The 16130-nt window shown below is 47.4% G+C and carries 13 protein-coding genes; all 13 read left to right on the forward strand.

The genetic code is table 11. From position 1 onward, the window contains the following. Positions 1-53: 53 nt before the first annotated feature. The 13 genes from HMPREF0240_RS18910 to HMPREF0240_RS18970 all read left to right on the forward strand — a co-directional run bounded on the left by HMPREF0240_RS18910 (position 54) and on the right by HMPREF0240_RS18970 (position 16051). Entirely contained in the window at positions 54-932 is an 879-nt protein-coding gene (locus HMPREF0240_RS18910; protein WP_009005024.1) for a sigma-70 family RNA polymerase sigma factor, read from the forward strand. A gap of 127 nt (positions 933-1059) precedes the next feature. Continuing rightward, positions 1060-1395, forward strand: coding sequence for a hypothetical protein (locus tag HMPREF0240_RS18915; protein WP_009005025.1), 336 nt, complete (start codon positions 1060-1062; stop codon positions 1393-1395). A 225-nt stretch (positions 1396-1620) separates the two neighbouring features. Then, entirely contained in the window at positions 1621-2709 is a 1089-nt protein-coding gene (locus HMPREF0240_RS18920; protein ID WP_083806379.1) for a sugar ABC transporter substrate-binding protein, read from the forward strand. Positions 2710-2719: 10 nt separating this feature from the next. Continuing rightward, the gene (locus HMPREF0240_RS18925) at positions 2720-4213 is read left to right on the forward strand and encodes a sugar ABC transporter ATP-binding protein (protein ID WP_035314191.1); all 1494 of its coding nucleotides are present in this window, start codon (positions 2720-2722) and stop codon (positions 4211-4213) included. Continuing rightward, positions 4214-5203 carry an ABC transporter permease gene (locus HMPREF0240_RS18930; protein WP_050794576.1) on the forward strand — a complete coding sequence of 330 codons (990 nt, stop codon included), beginning with the start codon at positions 4214-4216 and terminating at the stop codon, positions 5201-5203. It begins immediately after the preceding gene. A gap of 16 nt (positions 5204-5219) precedes the next feature. Further along, complete coding sequence (locus tag HMPREF0240_RS18935; RefSeq protein ID WP_009005027.1) at positions 5220-6464, forward strand: uroporphyrinogen decarboxylase family protein; 1245 nt, start codon at positions 5220-5222, stop codon at positions 6462-6464. Positions 6465-6466: 2 nt separating this feature from the next. Beyond that, positions 6467-7330 (forward strand): sugar ABC transporter substrate-binding protein, encoded by an 864-nt coding sequence (locus tag HMPREF0240_RS18940; protein ID WP_009005028.1) that lies wholly within the window; start codon positions 6467-6469, stop codon positions 7328-7330. Between the two features lie 100 nt (positions 7331-7430). Further along, complete coding sequence (locus tag HMPREF0240_RS18945; protein WP_009005029.1) at positions 7431-9245, forward strand: histidine kinase; 1815 nt, start codon at positions 7431-7433, stop codon at positions 9243-9245. Continuing rightward, a complete protein-coding gene (locus tag HMPREF0240_RS18950; RefSeq protein WP_009005030.1) occupies positions 9223-10422 on the forward strand; it encodes a response regulator in 1200 nt (399 codons plus the stop codon). Before HMPREF0240_RS18945 ends, HMPREF0240_RS18950 begins: the two co-directional genes overlap by 23 nt. After that, positions 10419-12218, forward strand: a complete 1800-nt coding sequence (locus tag HMPREF0240_RS18955) for an extracellular solute-binding protein (protein ID WP_009005031.1) — start codon at positions 10419-10421, stop codon at positions 12216-12218. Before HMPREF0240_RS18950 ends, HMPREF0240_RS18955 begins: the two co-directional genes overlap by 4 nt. Before the next feature lie 195 nt (positions 12219-12413). Continuing rightward, entirely contained in the window at positions 12414-14222 is a 1809-nt protein-coding gene (iorA, locus tag HMPREF0240_RS18960; protein ID WP_009005032.1) for an indolepyruvate ferredoxin oxidoreductase subunit alpha, read from the forward strand. Further along, positions 14215-14805: an indolepyruvate oxidoreductase subunit beta gene (locus HMPREF0240_RS18965; protein WP_009005033.1), complete on the forward strand. Its 591-nt coding sequence runs from the start codon at positions 14215-14217 to the stop codon at positions 14803-14805. The genes iorA and HMPREF0240_RS18965 overlap by 8 nt, the downstream gene beginning before the upstream one ends. A gap of 13 nt (positions 14806-14818) precedes the next feature. Beyond that, positions 14819-16051, forward strand: a complete 1233-nt coding sequence (locus HMPREF0240_RS18970) for a phenylacetate--CoA ligase (RefSeq protein ID WP_009005034.1) — start codon at positions 14819-14821, stop codon at positions 16049-16051. The last annotated feature ends 79 nt before the right edge of the window (positions 16052-16130 follow it).

Consider the following 16130-nt stretch of genomic DNA (forward strand, 5'->3'; position numbering starts at 1 on the left):
GCGCTTATAAAAAGATTAAGGCAGCTGTTCAGAGTTCTGAACAGATACAGATTATGACAGAAAGGCTTGGGTATGATATGAAAGAGTATAAAGGACATGAGATCCAGATTCCGGATAATGTAGAGTTAACAGAACCCCTGAAGATTTATTTGAAGGAGATCGGGCAGATTTCCCCGCTCAGTTCAGGAGAGGAGCTTGAACTGGGCAAAAAGATTGCAGAGGGAGATGAGGGAGCAAAGCTGAAGCTGGAAGAGTCAGCTCTTTGCCTTGTTGTGTCCATTGCCGGACAGTACAGCGGGCGGGGCCTGCTGTTTATGGATCTGATTCAGGAAGGCAACATCGGTCTGATGCAGGCTGCTGAGAAGTACGATTATACAAAAGACGGCGGATTTTCCGGTTATGCACGCCGGTGGATTGAGGATGCTATAAAACATGCGGTTGATGAACAGTCCAGGGAAATCAGGGTGCCAGCATATGTGGCAGAGAATATGAAAAAAGTACAGAAAGCGGCCTATGAACTGCAGCAGGAGCTCGGACGTGAGGCAACAGCAGGCGAGATTGCGGGAAAACTTGGGGACAAGTCGGAAGAGGAAATAGAAAGCATTCTGACATTTCTTAAAAATCCGGTTTCACTTGATGCCCCGGTGGAAGACGGAGACGATGAGAACCTGGAGGATACCATAGCGGACAGAGAAGAAAAGACACCGGAGGATGCAGTGAATTCTCTGATTCAAAAAGAAGAAGTGCTTCATCTCCTGGAGAGCCTGAGTGAGAAAGAGCGTCAGGTCATCAGTAAACGGTTTGGGCTGGAAGACGGCAGAGTGCACACGCTGGAAGAAGTCGGACAGGAGCTGAATGTATCCAGGGAGCGGATCTCCCAGATTGAAGAGCATGCCATGAAAAAACTCCGCCAAGCTGCAGGAAAAGAATAGCTTGGAGGACGGTCAATACTGGCCTGGAAGCCTGATTTTTTAAAACTTGAAATTTTTCCCACACATAAACCATCGAAAATTGCAAATATTACTAACACAAGATTATGAATGGAAAGGGAGAACTAAAATGAAAAGATTTAAAAAATTATTATTATTAATGATGTGTGTAGGAGTACTTTGCGGAGTAACAGCATGTGGTACAGATAAGAACACAAACGATGGAACAACAAATACAACAGATGATAAGAATATGAATGATGCTACGAACGGCAAAGACACAAAGGATAATAAAGGCGATGGCGTAATAGACAACGCAGTGGATGATGCAACAGATACAATCGACAAAGCTACAGATGATCTGACAGACAACAATGGACCTGAGAAGGACAATCTGAATGACAGAAATACCAACGATAAGAATGTAAATGACAATAATGTTGAGAACAACACTGAAAACAGATAGTAAGTAGTGAAAAGGTGCAAAGGGGTCTGACCCCTATGAGTCCCATTTTCTTAATTGTTTCAAACAATTAAGAATTCGGGGCTCATAGGGGTCAGACCCCTTTGCAACGCCGTTAAAGTTATCCCCCCTATAATTTTTATAAGAATCTGAAATTATTGAAATTGCACAATTATCCGTGATGATTTAACATAAAATTATCAAATACATGAAATATCAGGAGGAGATATGATGAAGAAAAATTGGAAAGCGGCAGGGATCGTATTAGCAGCGGCAATGACGGTAACATCTATTGCAGGGGGATGTTCATCGGGACAGAGCGGGGACAAAGCGGGAGGTACTGCTGATGGAGAGAAAAAAGAAACAGAACTGACCATCGGAAGAATTGAGCTGGATCTGGCAATGCCATATCAGCAGGCAGACGCAGCGGCATTCGAAGCTTATGGTGAGGAAAAGGGAGTGGGAACGATTGTACTGGATGGAAAGTCCAGCCCGGAAACAATTGCAAGCTCAATGGAAGACCTGATTGCAAAGAAGGTGGACGGAATTATTGTACAGGCAAACGACGGCGAAGCAATCAGCCCGTTTGTACAGCAGGCGCAGGATGCGGGGATACCGGTACTTACTTTTGTAAATGCATCAAAGGTGGATGGACCGAACGCTTACCTGGCAGAATACGATGTCTCCTATGAGCTTGGCGCTGCAACGGCAAAGCGCTGGATGGAGTTCCACCCGGATGAGCCGGTCAAAGTTGCAACCCTGGGAATCCCGGCTGCCCCGGTTGTGGAGAGGGACAGATGTGATGCTTTCGTAGAAGGCGTGAAATCAGTGGCGGCAGACGCCGAAGTGGTTGCAAGACTGGATTCCGCAGGCGTGAGAGATCAGGCTGTATCAGCTGCAGAAGACCTGCTGCAGGCACATCCGGAAGTAAACGTAGTATTAGGCGTCAATGGAGACGCAGCACTCGGCGGCCTTGCAGCATTTGAAGCGGCGGGAAGAGGAAAGGCAGTCGATGGCGTACCACAGACAGAGATCTTCGCAAGCGTGGATGGTTCAGAGCAGGAGATGGTAAAACTGGCAAATCCGGAATCTTCATTAAAACTCTGTATGGCACTGCCACCCAAGGACTTTGCTGAACAGCTCATGGATATTATGCTGCAGTGTGTAAACGGTGAGATTGATTACAAACAGACGCAGGACATTAACATGTACGATGTAATGTTTGACTACTGGAATACATCAGTAGAAGACCTTCAGAAGTTTCTGGATGAACAGTACAAGTCCAAGATCGATATTGAGAAAGAATTAGGACTTTAGGGGATGACATATGAGTGAACATATTATAGAAGTAAGAGATCTTACAAAAAAATATCCCGGCGTAATGGCACTGAAGGGCGTGAGCTTTGACATTACCAAAAACACGGTGCACTGCATTGTCGGAGAAAACGGCGCCGGGAAATCTACTTTTATTAAAATTATGACGGGTGCGATACAGAAAAGCAGCGGAGAGATCCAGTACAACGGTAAAGAATATCAGCCTAAAAATATCAAAGATGCCATGAAAGCGGGAATGAGCGTTCTGTACCAGGAATTGAATGTGGTGGATGATCTGACCGTGAAAGAAAATCTTACACTGGGTATTGAAGAATCCCGCGGAGGCGTGCTCAAATATGGACCGACCTCGGAAAAACTATTTAAGGTGCTGAAGCAGTTTGCGCCCGAAATTGATCTGGACAGCAAAGTAGAAAAGTTGAGCGTAGGAAAAAAACAGATCATTGAAATTGCAAAAGCGGTTGCGCTTGAGACAGACCTGATTATCATGGACGAGCCGACGGCTGCGATTTCAGAAAAAGAAGCCGAGAGGTTACTGGAGCTGATCCGAAACCTGAAAAAGCATAATGTAACTGTTATCTTTATCTCCCACAGACTGGCGGAAATCATGGAAATCGGAGATAACGTGACAGTATTCAGAGACGGACAGGTCATAGGCACAAAAGCTGTGAAGGATCTTTCCGGGCAGCAGGAGTTGATCCAGATGATGATCGGAAAGGTCGTATCACAGGAATACGTGCCGAATGATGTGGATGAAACCAGGACGGTGCTCTCAGCGAAAAATCTTACAAACCAGAAATTAAAAGATGTAAGCTTCGAACTGCATAAAGGTGAGATACTGGGATTTTACGGACTGGTAGGTTCCGGGAAGACAGAGATCTGCAAAGCAGTCTACGGTGTGGATAAATGCCAGGGCGAGATTCGGATCAACGATACCTTAATGAAGAAACAAAATGTAAGCAGCAGGATAAAGGCGGGGCTTGCCCTGGTGCCGGAGGAGCGGCGGACAGAAGGCCTGTTTACCCAGCTCTCCATCAAAGAGAACATCCCCTATATGAGTATGAACAAGGTCTCGGGAAAAGGGATTGTACATAAAGAGAAAGAAAAAGTACTGGCTCAGGATTATATAGGGAAAATGCACATTGCAGCGACAGGGGAGGACCAGAATGTCTCGAACCTGTCGGGTGGTAACCAGCAGAAGGTCGTACTGGCCAAGTGTATTGCATCCGACTGTTCTGTCCTGATCCTGGATGAGCCTACAAGAGGCGTAGATGTAGGGGCAAAAGATGAAATCTATGCACTGATAAAAAATATTATAAAAAATGAAGATGCATCCGTTATGGTCATGTCATCGGAACTGCCTGAGATTCTTGGAATCTGTGACCGGGTAATACTGTTATACGAAGGAGCCGTGGCAGCAGAATTAAAAAATGGAGACGATGTGGATACCAGAAAGATTATGCATGTTGTGACAGGAGGAGAAAACTAAATGAGCAGTGGAGCAGGGGCTGTAGGCCTTAGTAAGCCGAAACAAAGAAAAACAAAGTCATTCGCAGGGAGCCAGGGGGTAATTATATTCGCTATCCTGATTATTATTATGCTGGTACTTTCTGTGTTGTCGTCAGAATTCCTGACGTACACAAATATTATGAATGTAACCAGACAGGTGGCAACCGTAGTCATCGCCGGCAGTGCAGTAACCATCCTTATGATCGCTGGCTGCATGGACCTGTCAGTGGGGAGTATCATCGCATTTTCCGGAGTCATGTGTGCAAAAGCAGCGGTCGCAGGACTGCCGATGCCTCTGGCAATACTGACAGGTATGCTTTTCGGAGCACTGATCGGTGTTATCAATGGGCTGATCGTAGTAAAACTGAAAATAACTCCGGTTATTGCAACCCTCGGAACGATGTATGCGGCCAGCGGTCTTGCGTATATCATGTGCGATGGTGTAGCGATTACCTCGGGAATACCAACCGGGTTTAATACGATCGGTACAGGTTATGTGGGGCCATTCCCTATTCCCCTGCTGATCTGTGCGGCAACAGTTATCATCTTTGTATTTATTCAGAAGAAAACCGTACTTGGAAAATATGCAGTTGCCATCGGAGGAAATAAAACCGCTGCGGAACTGTCGGGAATCAATGTAGGAGGATATACCATCATCTGCTTTATCCTGTCAGGACTGCTGACCGGACTGGCAGCATGTCTTATGGCATCCAGACTGGGTGTCGGACAGCCTAATACGGGAAGCGGATTTGAATTTGACGTTATCGTTGCAGTCGTGCTGGGCGGCACAAGCCTTGCCGGAGGAAAAGGATCCGTTGTCGGTATGGTGATCGGTGCATTTATCGTAGGCTTTCTGTCAAACGGCCTGAACCTTCTCGGGGTACAGTCCTTCTGGCAGAGCGTATTTAAAGGAGTGGTACTTGTAGGGGCAGTCGTACTTGACCGGGTACTCAAAGACAGAATGAAATAATCAGGAGGAAAGAAAAATGACACCAAGAGAACGAATATTAATGGCGGTTAATCACAAGGAGGCCGACAGGGTACCCAGAGATCTGGGATCTACGCCAAGCTCGAACATTTCTGCCATTGGCTATAATAATCTGAAAAAAGCTTTACATATGGAGGGCGGACATACCAGAGTATACGATGTGTGCCAGCAGGTTGTTATCCCGGAGGATGAGATTCTGGACCGTTTCAAAATCGACGTGGTTGATCTTGGAAGGGCATTCAATACAGAAGACTCGGACTGGAGAGATACCACACTCTGTGACGGCAGTACCGCACAGTATCCCGCATGGTTCCATCCGGTAAAACAGGACGACGGGCAGTACTATGCATACTTGAAAGACGGCAGGCTTTCCGCAAGAATGCCGGTCGGCGCAACCTTCTTCGATCAGGTTCTGTTCCCGTACATTGACGGATATCCGGATAATTTTGACAATCTGGCAGAGGATATGGCAGGAATTCAGTGGAGCGCATTTACACACAGCCCGTGGGATCATGCATCAGAACCGGACTTCTGGCAGCAGATGAGAGAAAAAGCATTGAAGCTCAGGGAGACATCAGACCGTGCAATCATGCTGGTTCTGGGATGCAACCTGTTTGAGTGGGGAACCTTCCTGCGCCGTATTGATAATTTCATGATGGACCTCTATCTGGAAGAAGAAAATGTAGAGAAGCTTGTGGGCGCCCTTCTCGAGATGCACATGGAAAATGTGAAGAAGGCGTGTGAATATCTGGGAGATGTTGTTGATATCGTTCGTTTCGGCGACGACCTTGGGATGAATACAGGGCCGCTCATGAACCCGGAACTTTACCGCAAGTTTTTCAAAGACGGGCACAGGCAGATGTTCCGCTATGTAAAAGAACATTCTAATATGAAGACATTTCTTCACTCCTGCGGTTCCATATACAGGATGATTCCGGACCTGATTGATTCCGGGCTGGACATCATTAATCCGGTGCAGACGAGCTGCTTTGAGATGGAACCGGAACGTCTGAAGAGAGAGTTCGGAAAAGACATTACATTCTGGGGCGGCGGCGCCGATGTGGTAAGCCTGCTGAATAACGGTACGCCGCAGCAGGTTAAGGACGATGTAAAGAGAAGGCTGGATATCTTTATGAAGGACGGAGGATATGTATTTAACTCCATCCACAATCTGATGCCGGATCATAAGGCAGAAAATATTATTGCCATGTATGAAGCCGTGGACGAATTCGGGGGATACTGATTATGGAGAAAAAGAAAATTCGTTACATAACACCGTTTACAGAGGAAGCCTTCTTCACTGTCGTGAAAAAGGGAATCGCAGATGCAGCGGAATTGCTGGGGGCAGAGGTAGAGTTTACCGGTACAAAAGACGCCGACGTACAGGAATTGTGCCGTCTGATTGAGCAGTCTGCAGCGGATGGCTGCGACGGGATTGCTGTCAGTCTTGTAGAAGAAGAAAAGATGGCGCCGTCCGTGGAAAAAGCAGTACAGGAAGGAATACCGGTAGTTTCCTTTAATATCGGCGGGACGGGAAAAGCCAATGTGCTTGCAAACGTATGCCAGGATGCTTTTAAGGCCGGAAAAGTAGTGGGAAGACGTATCTGCGGGAAATTCGGCGAAGGTAAAGTCTTGTTCACGCTTCATGACGACGTAGAGGTACTCCGCCAGCGCCTGGAGGGAATCCTGAGCGGTATGGCCGAATCAGGGGTACAGCCGGAGTATAAAGTGATCGTATCCGGCAACACCCCGGAGCTTGCCTGCAGCACAATTATGGAAGAGCTTTCAAAAGACGAATCCATCTGTGCTGTGATCGGAACAGGACAGTCAGATACCCATGGGGCAGGTCTTGCGGCAAAAGAGCTGAAGGGAAGTTTTTATACGGCCGGTTTTGATGTATGCAGTGAGATTCTCCAGATGGTAAAAGAAGAAGTGATAGACTTTACCATTGACCAGCAGCCTTATGTACAGGGATTTTATCCACTGCTGTTATTATGGCAGAATGCTTCTTTCGGAATCATGCCCTCAGACATTGATGCAGGGAATGCGGTGATAGACAGCACAAATATAGATTTAGTTATGGCAGCAGCCTCACAGGGCGTGCGGTAAATATCAGGAAAAGAAAAGCAGAACAGTGTACCTGTGAAAATACAGGTGCCTGTTCTGTTGCTGCATGTTATAATAATAAAAAAGTGAAGAAGGAATGCAAATGAGGAAAAGCAGGAAGGGAAAAATAAAAAGGTGGTTAAAGAAGTACTTTGCTTATAGTTTTGTAAACAAAGTTTTTTTTGTGTACCTTTTTATTACCCTGGCCGCGGGGGTATCGCTTATGTTTCTTCTGTCCCACAATCTAAAGACAATCAAGTATGAGCAGACAATGGATATGAGTAATCAGATCCTGACCTCCATGGACAGTTTTCTGGAAAATAAATTCGAGGCGGAAAAATCAATTTACCAGAGCTTTCTGCAAATGCCGGATAAGTGGGAGACCGTAGTTGGGACTCTTCAGGAAGATTCGCCGCCGCCATGGCAGGAAGAGGTGAGGAACAGTTTTTCACAGACGGCATATGCGGTGGACAGACAGTTTACCGGACTGTATGCTTTTGGATTTTCAAAGGAGAGGGCCGTTTCACTTGGAAATGAAATGGATTCGGGTGACTTTTATTATTTTGAAACACTGGCCGGGCAGATGATGGGGCAGAAGGATACAGGCAGCAGCCTTGTTACCAGCAGAGGAAGGCGCCTGAGCAATATGTTTTCTATATTTTTACTGGATACGATCCATGCACCGGATGATTTTACAGAGGATATTGGAGTTCTGGGCATCTGTTTCCATGCGAGAAATATCCGGCAGTCTTATCAGAAGTTTGACTCCTATCTCAAGGGACAGATCTATGTCCTGAACAATAAGGGAGAGATTATCTATGACTCAAACGCCCAGTATGTGGAAGAAAGTATTCCGTTCGAAGAAATCAGAGGGAAAAGCGGTAAGCTGACAAAAGGAAATTACATTTACAATACTGTATATAATGAACATCAGGATTATTACCTGGTCAATCTGATTCCTTCTGCGGAGATTAATAAAGAGGTAAAAGTTCTGTGCATCAATATTCTCGGTGTTATGGCAGCTGTGCTTTTTGCAGCGATGCTTCTTACCTTTTTTGGAACCAGATATTTTTCAAGAAGGCTTGGTATAATCAACGCAACGATTGATCAGGTGAAAGGCGGAAAGCTGAGCGGTTTTAAAAAAGAAAAACTGGTAAATGATGAGGTTGGGTATATTTATCATGAGCTGATTGAGATGTGTAAAGTGCTGGAGAACCATATTGAGAAAGAGTATGTTTATCAGCTTCATCAGAAGGAAATGGAACTGTATGCGCTTCAGGCGCAGATTAACCCTCATTTTCTGTATAATACACTGGAGTCTATCCGTATGAATCTGTATGTGAAAGGAGAAAAAGAGGAGAGCAGAATGGTTTATATTCTCTCTGAAATGTTCCGGAATATTATGAAGAAGGATGCTGTCGTCACTTTGAGGGATGAATTTGGCTATGTGCAGTCCTATCTGGAACTCTACCAGTTCCGCTTTGGGGACCGGATGCACTATGAGATCCGTGTTGAGGATGAAATTTACCGTTATGCGACTATAAAGCATATCCTGCAGCCGGTAATTGAAAATGCCCTGATTCACGGAATTTCGGATAAGGCGACCAGTGAACGGCCTGCAACCGTGACAATCTGGGGCCTGAGAGAACAAGAGGATATCCTGCTCGTAGTCTACGATGATGGGATAGGGATTCAAAGTGATGCATTGCAGGAGATACAGAAGCGGTTATCTGAGGATGATATGTTCCGGGAATCCGTGGGAATCTACAATGTAAATAACCGGTTAAAGATTGTATACGGAAGAGATTATCAGATGCAGATTGAAAGTCAGGCAGGAGAAGGTACGATGGTAACAATCCGTATAAAAGCGATGATGAAGAAGGAGCTGGAAGAATATGTACAGGGTCTTAATTGTTGATGATGAACTGATTATCTGTAAGGGACTTGAGATGATGGTAGACTGGAAGGCATGCGGATTCACCGAGATAGACATTGCGCATAACGGGGAGGAGGCGCTGGCTCTCATTGAAAAGAATCCCCCGCAGCTGATGGTCACGGACATAAGGATGCCCAGGATGGATGGGATCCAGCTTGTGAAGGCCGTGCGGGAAAGAGGGCTGGAAACGCATATTCTGGTGCTGAGCGGATATGACGACTTTGAATATGTACGGACGATGGCCGTGGAGGGGATTGAAAATTACCTGCTTAAGCCTGTAAATGAGGAGGAAATCAATCTGAATGTCAGAAACATTGTCCATAAGATGCTGGGCGAAAGAGAACGGAAGCAGCGGGCACAGCGGGATTATGACCTGATCCGGGAAAATGTGATTAACCGGTGGATGTATGGGGCCATTGGAGACAAAGAACTGCAGGAAAGGGCGGAGTTTCTGGGATTAAGTCTGCGGGCAGACAGCTATCAGCCATTTCTGCTGAAAGGACTGGGAGATGAGATTGATCAGGACAGTGAGCTGAAAAACAGGATTTATGAGGTCTGTTCCTCTGTGCTGAGTGAAGAGTATGGATGCTATTACTGCCAGAACCACAGTGGGGAGACGATTGCAGTCTGGACCTCGCCGAATGATATCGCGGATGCGATCGGGTCCTGTATCCGTGCCGTACAGGAAAGGCTGAATGTAAGGCTGTATGCCTTGATCGGAGACCGGACGGAGGATTACTGGAAGGTGGCCGGCCACTTCCGTGATGCGGTAAAAAACGGTGTGTTCCGCGAGGAAATCAGAGAGGCGCCGGATCTGACGGGAGGAGACCAGGACCTGTCGCCTTTCACTGTGCGTATGGCTCAGTATGCCCTGGAGCACTATCAAGAGGAATTGTCATTAAAGACGCTTGCCGCTCATTTTAAAGGAAATGCGGCATACATGGGGCAGAGCTTTAAAAAGGATACAGGAAAGGCATTTTCTGATTATCTGAAGGAAATACGCATAAAGAAGGCGAAAGAACTTCTGGTAGACAAGGACTATACGGCAAAGGAGATCAGCCTGAAGGTAGGGTTCCAGAACGACACCTACTTTTCCGCAACGTTTAAAAAGGAGACAGGGCTTTCCCCTGCCGAGTATCGAAAGGAATTTCTGAAATGATGAAGGGCCGAATATTTAGGATTCTTCCCCTGCTTGCGGGCATGGCGCTGCTTGCGTGTACAACAGCAGGCTGCAGCGCCGGCGGGAAGTCCCGGGAGAGGGAAGAGACGAAGGAAAAAGAAACCGTGTGGCTGACGATGTTTGTGGAGAACAAGTCGAGGTACACCGGGCTTCAGGAGGATGCTGTAGCTCAGTATATTGAGGAGCGTTTTGGCATTCGGATTAAGCTGACAACGGATGCCGCACTGGAAAATTCTCCGAAAGGTGCGGAGGCTTACAAAGAACTGCTGAGGACGAAGCTGGAAAGCAATGACCTGGATGACATTATGGATTTTGGCCCCGCATTGACTGATGCAGAGCTGCTTGAAATGCTGCAGAAGTCGGCAAAAGGCGGGCTGCTGCAGCCACTGGACCAGCTGATCGGCAGCAGTGCGCCGGGGTTGAACGAGGATGGGCGGATATCCGTTAGAAATGACTACCGCAGAGATGCAGTTTATGAAGACGGACGGCTGTACAGTCTGGGAAGCCAGGGCGGTATTGAAGATTTCACACTGCCTGATGCTGCGGTCTGGATCCGCTGGGATCTGTATTCTGAAATGGGGTATCCGGAGGTATCAAATGACAAAGAACTGCTGGATATGCTGAAGATGATGCAGTGCGCGAATCCGGAGATATCCGGCGGGGAAAAAACATATGCTCTTGGTCTGCCGGATAAGCAGGATGCAGAAACCGGGACAGTTTTACGTGATTACATGATGAGCAAGGGATATGAGGCTTTTGACGGCAGTTGTGCAGTCTATTTTAACCATGCGGATCAGACCACGGAGGCATTGCTGACAGACCCGGACAGCATTTTCTGGAAAGGGGCAGAGTTTTACTATCAGGCAAATCAGATGGGAATTCTGGATCCCGAATCTTCGTCCATGGATTTTACTGAGTATGAAAAAAAGATAAACAAGGGATTATATCTTGCATCTCTGGATGGAACTCAGGTAAAAGGAAAAGAACAGATCCTGGCAGGAAAAGGGCTGAAAGATGCGGGCTATATGCCGTTAAAGCCCCTGGATGATGTACGCACCGTATTTTTGCGCAGGGAAGACGTACTTGGAGACCGGGAGCTGACCGTGACCAAATCCTGCAAATACCCCGAGCGTGCCATGGAATTTCTGGGGTGGTGCTTCACGGAAGAAGGGGCCAGAATCTTGTCCCAGGGAACAAAGTCGCTGGCCTGGGAGGAGCGTGACGGAAACTATTCCCTGACAGAGGAGTATAAAAAAGACGCCACTTTGGGAATCACAGACCTGGCAGAAAAATACGGAAAAGAGAAATACGAAGCCCTGAGCGGTTTTCTGCCTCTGTGCAGGGATTCAAAAGGAGACTACATCCAGCCAGAGCAGTCCCCGAAACTTCGGTCCGGGACAGCCGTAGAAAAAGACGCCGCCGCCTACTATAAAAAAGAAAACATCACCGGATACCTGGAATCTACTGTCCCGACAGAAGGCTTTCAAGAAGGTAAGCCTGAAACCATAGAATGGCATTCCTATATGAAACTAACAGGCAGTAAACCCGAAGAAATACAAAAAAAGACCGATGCCATAGACAGCTGCATGAATCAGGCAGTACTCGACTGTATATACGCACAAAATGACACAGACTTCCAAAGTAAAAAGGTACAGGCAATCCAAGCAGCAGAAGCTCTCGGCACAAAAGACATAGCAGCCTGGTACCAGAAACGTTTGGAAGAACTAAACCAGGAAGTCACCCCGCTGCTTGAACGTGCTATCGCGGTATATTAGTAAAGGGGTCTGACCCCTATGAGCCTCGAATTCTTAATTGTTTGAAACAATTAAGAAAATAGGACTCATAGGGGTCAGACCCCTTTATTTTTCAACTTTAGTGTGGTAAAATACCACAATGAGTTCTTATGTATAATTAACAGGAAGATATATCAAAAGAAGAAACAATAAAGTAAAGGAGTACATAATATGAGTATGGAAAGAAAGCTTGTGATGGGCAATGAGGCAATTGCCCTGGGCGCTGTCCGTGCCGGCGTCAGAATGGTGGCCGGCTATCCGGGAACCCCGTCCACAGAGATTCTGGAGACAGTTGCAAAGCATAACGATGGTAGTATCCACGTAGAGTGGTCTACCAATGAGAAGGCTGCCATGGAGGTCGGTGCCGGAGCCGCTTATGCAGGGGCCAGGACGCTGGTTACGATGAAGCAGGTGGGGCTGAATGTGGCTTCCGACCCGCTGATGAGCCTTGCTTATGTTGGGGTGAAAGGCGGTATGGTGATTGTGTCGGCTGACGATCCGGGACCGATATCCTCTCAGACGGAACAGGATACAAGGCACTTTGCACAATTTTCAAAGCTTCCTGTATTCGATCCCTCTTCACCAGACGAGGCATACCTGATGATTGCGGATGCCTTTGAGTATTCGGAAAAATACCAGACACCGGTTCTCTTTCGCCCAACGACCAGGGTCTGCCATGCCTGTGTGAGCATTGATCTGCTTCCGAAACTGGATGTGCCTGAACCGGAAGGCTTTATCAAGGATACAATGCGCTGGGTTATTTTCCCCAGGCTTTCTTATCAGAATCATATCAAGATAGAAGCAAGAAATGTGGAATTGTCGGAAGTATTCTCTTCCTATGATAAAAACCTGCTGAGAAAAGGAAGCGGAAGGAAAGGTGTTGTTTCAGGAGGTGTGAGCTTTGCCTATACAAGCGAAGTGATTCCGGGGGATGTGCCGTTCTTGAAAATCAGCACCCCGCACCCCTTCCCGGAGCGGCTGGCGAAGGAGTTTCTGGAGAACCTGGATGAAGTGCTTGTATTGGAAGAACTGGATCCGGTGATTGAAAAAGAACTGCTTCAGATTGCGGGAAAATACCATCTGAATGTTAACATATGTGGAAAACTTACGCATGATACGAAGAATGCGGGGGAAAACAGCGTGGAAAGTATCCGCGGGGATCTGGCGCAATTCTTCGGGTTCGAAGAAGCTGGTACAAAAGATCCGGGCAGTCTTCAGGATGAAATACCACAGCTTCCGGTGAGGCCTCCTGTTCTGTGCGCCGGATGTCCCCACAGGGCATCCTTCTATGCAGTAAAAAAGGCAATGCGCGGGAAAAAGGCTGTATTCAGCGGGGATATCGGCTGTTATACTCTTGGAAATGCAAAGCCGCTGGATATGGTGGACACCTGCCTCTGCATGGGTGCAGACGTTACGATCGCCCAGGGCTTACATATTATAGAGAGAGACACTGTGAATTTTGCATTTATCGGAGATTCCACATTTTTCGCTTCCGGTATCACCGGGGTTGTAAATGCGGTTTACAATCAGACGGATATTGTGCTGATTGTGCTGGACAATTCCACAACGGCGATGACCGGCCACCAGCCGCATCCCGGAACAGGTGTGACAATGATGGGAGATGTCGCCGCCAAAATCAGCATTGAGAATATTTTACGGGGAATCGGGCTTACATGGATTGAGACCGTCGACCCGCTGAATCTGGAGCTTGCAGTGAACACCGTGAAGAGGGCGGCCGGAGAAAAAGGCGTGCGTGCTGTGATCTTCAGATCCCCGTGTATTGCCGTGGCCAAACCAGGGAAATTATACAAAGTAAAACAGGATTCCTGTACAAAGTGCAAAGTCTGCATCAGCCAGCTGGGATGTCCTGCAATTGCAGTAAATGACGGTGCAGTTGTGGTGGAACCTTCTCTGTGTTATGGATGCGGCCTGTGCAGCCAGGTCTGTCCGTCAGGTGCAATTGGGGAGGTGGAAAGCGATGAATAAAAGTTGTCTGTTATGTGGAGTTGGAGGTCAGGGCGTTGTGCTTGCCTCCAAACTGATTGCCTATGCGGCTATGGAGCAGGGAAAATTTGTGCGTACGACGGAGACGATCGGGATGGCGCAGCGCGGAGGCTCTGTAGTAAGCCATGTACGGATGGGAACGGAAGTACATTCTCCGCTGATTCCGGTGAAGAGTGCGGATATGCTGCTTGCATTCGAACCTGCAGAGGCAGTGCGCTGTCTGCCATATTTGAAAGAAGGCGGTACCGTGATTGTCAGCAGCAAGGCCGTAAAACCGGTAACGGCTACGCTGAGCGGAAGTACATACGAAGGGACCGAGATGCTGGAGTACCTGAAAAAGAATGTGGAGAAACTTGCCATATTGGATGGGGAAGAGATCTGCAGCCAGGCCGGTTCCGCCAAAGTCCTGAATGTGGCACTTCTCGGTGCGGCAGCGGCCAGCGGTGTGCTGGACATTTCCGTGGAAGAGATGGAAAAGGCTATGGCCGGCAACGTGAAGGAAAAATTCCTGGTCATGAACAGGAAGGCATTAGAACTTGGAAAAACGGCATTTGAGCGGGCGTAGAGGAGAAGCAGATATGAAAATGACAGAATTACAGTTGGAATTGATTAAAGAAAATCTGAAACAGCTGACAGCCAAGGATTGTTTTTATAAAGAGAAGTTTCAGGATATCGATATTTCCAAAATTCAGAGCCAGGAAGATTTTGAGAAGCTGCCTTTTACATGGAAGGGGGATCTGCGTGAGGCATACCCTCTGGGGCTTCAGGCCGTGCCGGATGAAGAGGTGGTGAGAATCCATTCTTCTTCAGGAACAACGGGAACTCCCGTGATCATCCCTTACACCAAAAAGGATGTGGAGGACTGGGCGAAAATGTTTGCCCGCTGCTACGAGATGGCCGGTATCACGGCGCTGGACAGAATTCAGATTACCCCCGGATACGGTCTGTGGACCGCTGGAATCGGCTTTCAGGCAGGTGCCGAGTATCTGGGCGCAATGACCATACCGATGGGACCAGGTAATACGGATAAACAGCTCCGCATGATGAAAGATATGAACGCAACCGTTCTGTGCGCAACATCTTCTTACGCGCTGCTTCTGGCGGAAGAGATAGCAAAAAGAGGAATTTCAGATCAGATACATTTGAAAAAAGGTGTCATCGGCTCCGAGCGGTGGGGTGAGAAGATGAGGAAACGAATCGCCGCAGAACTGGGTGTCCAGCTTTATGATATCTACGGGCTGACAGAAGTGTACGGACCGGGAATTGCCATGAGCTGTGATTATGAATGCGGAATGCATTACTGGGATGACTATCTGTATTTTGAAATCGTGGATCCGAAGACCGGGGAAAATGTTCCGGACGGTGAGATCGGAGAACTGGCGATCACAACGCTCCGGAAACAGGGTGCACCTCTTGTCCGTTACCGCACCCATGATCTGACACGCTTCATTCCGGGTGAATGTAAATGTGGTTCAAAGTTCCCGAGGATCGACACCCTGATTGGGAGAACCGATGATATGGTAAAGGTAAAGGGCGTGAATATCTTCCCGAGCCAGATCGAAGAAATGCTAAGCAGCGTGCCGGAGGCATCCAGTGAATACCAGTTTATGCTGGACCATATGAACGGAAAAGATGTCTGCACCCTGTTCGTAGAAGTCAATAAAAATGTTGACAAGAAGCAGGCAGAAGAAGCAGTGAAGAAGGCATTCAAGACAAAAATAGGAATAACCGTCAATGTCATGCCGGTTTCAATCGGAGATTTGCCGAGAAGCGAGAAGAAATCAACACGCATATTCGATAACCGGTATTGATAATAATTTGACAATCTGGTTCAAGGGGGTCAGACCCCTCTGCAGAGGGGTCTGACCCCCTTGAACCAGAAACGAAAGG

It is taken from the genome of Clostridium sp. D5, from assembly GCF_000190355.1.
Lineage (GTDB): Bacteria > Bacillota > Clostridia > Lachnospirales > Lachnospiraceae > Faecalicatena > Faecalicatena fissicatena_A.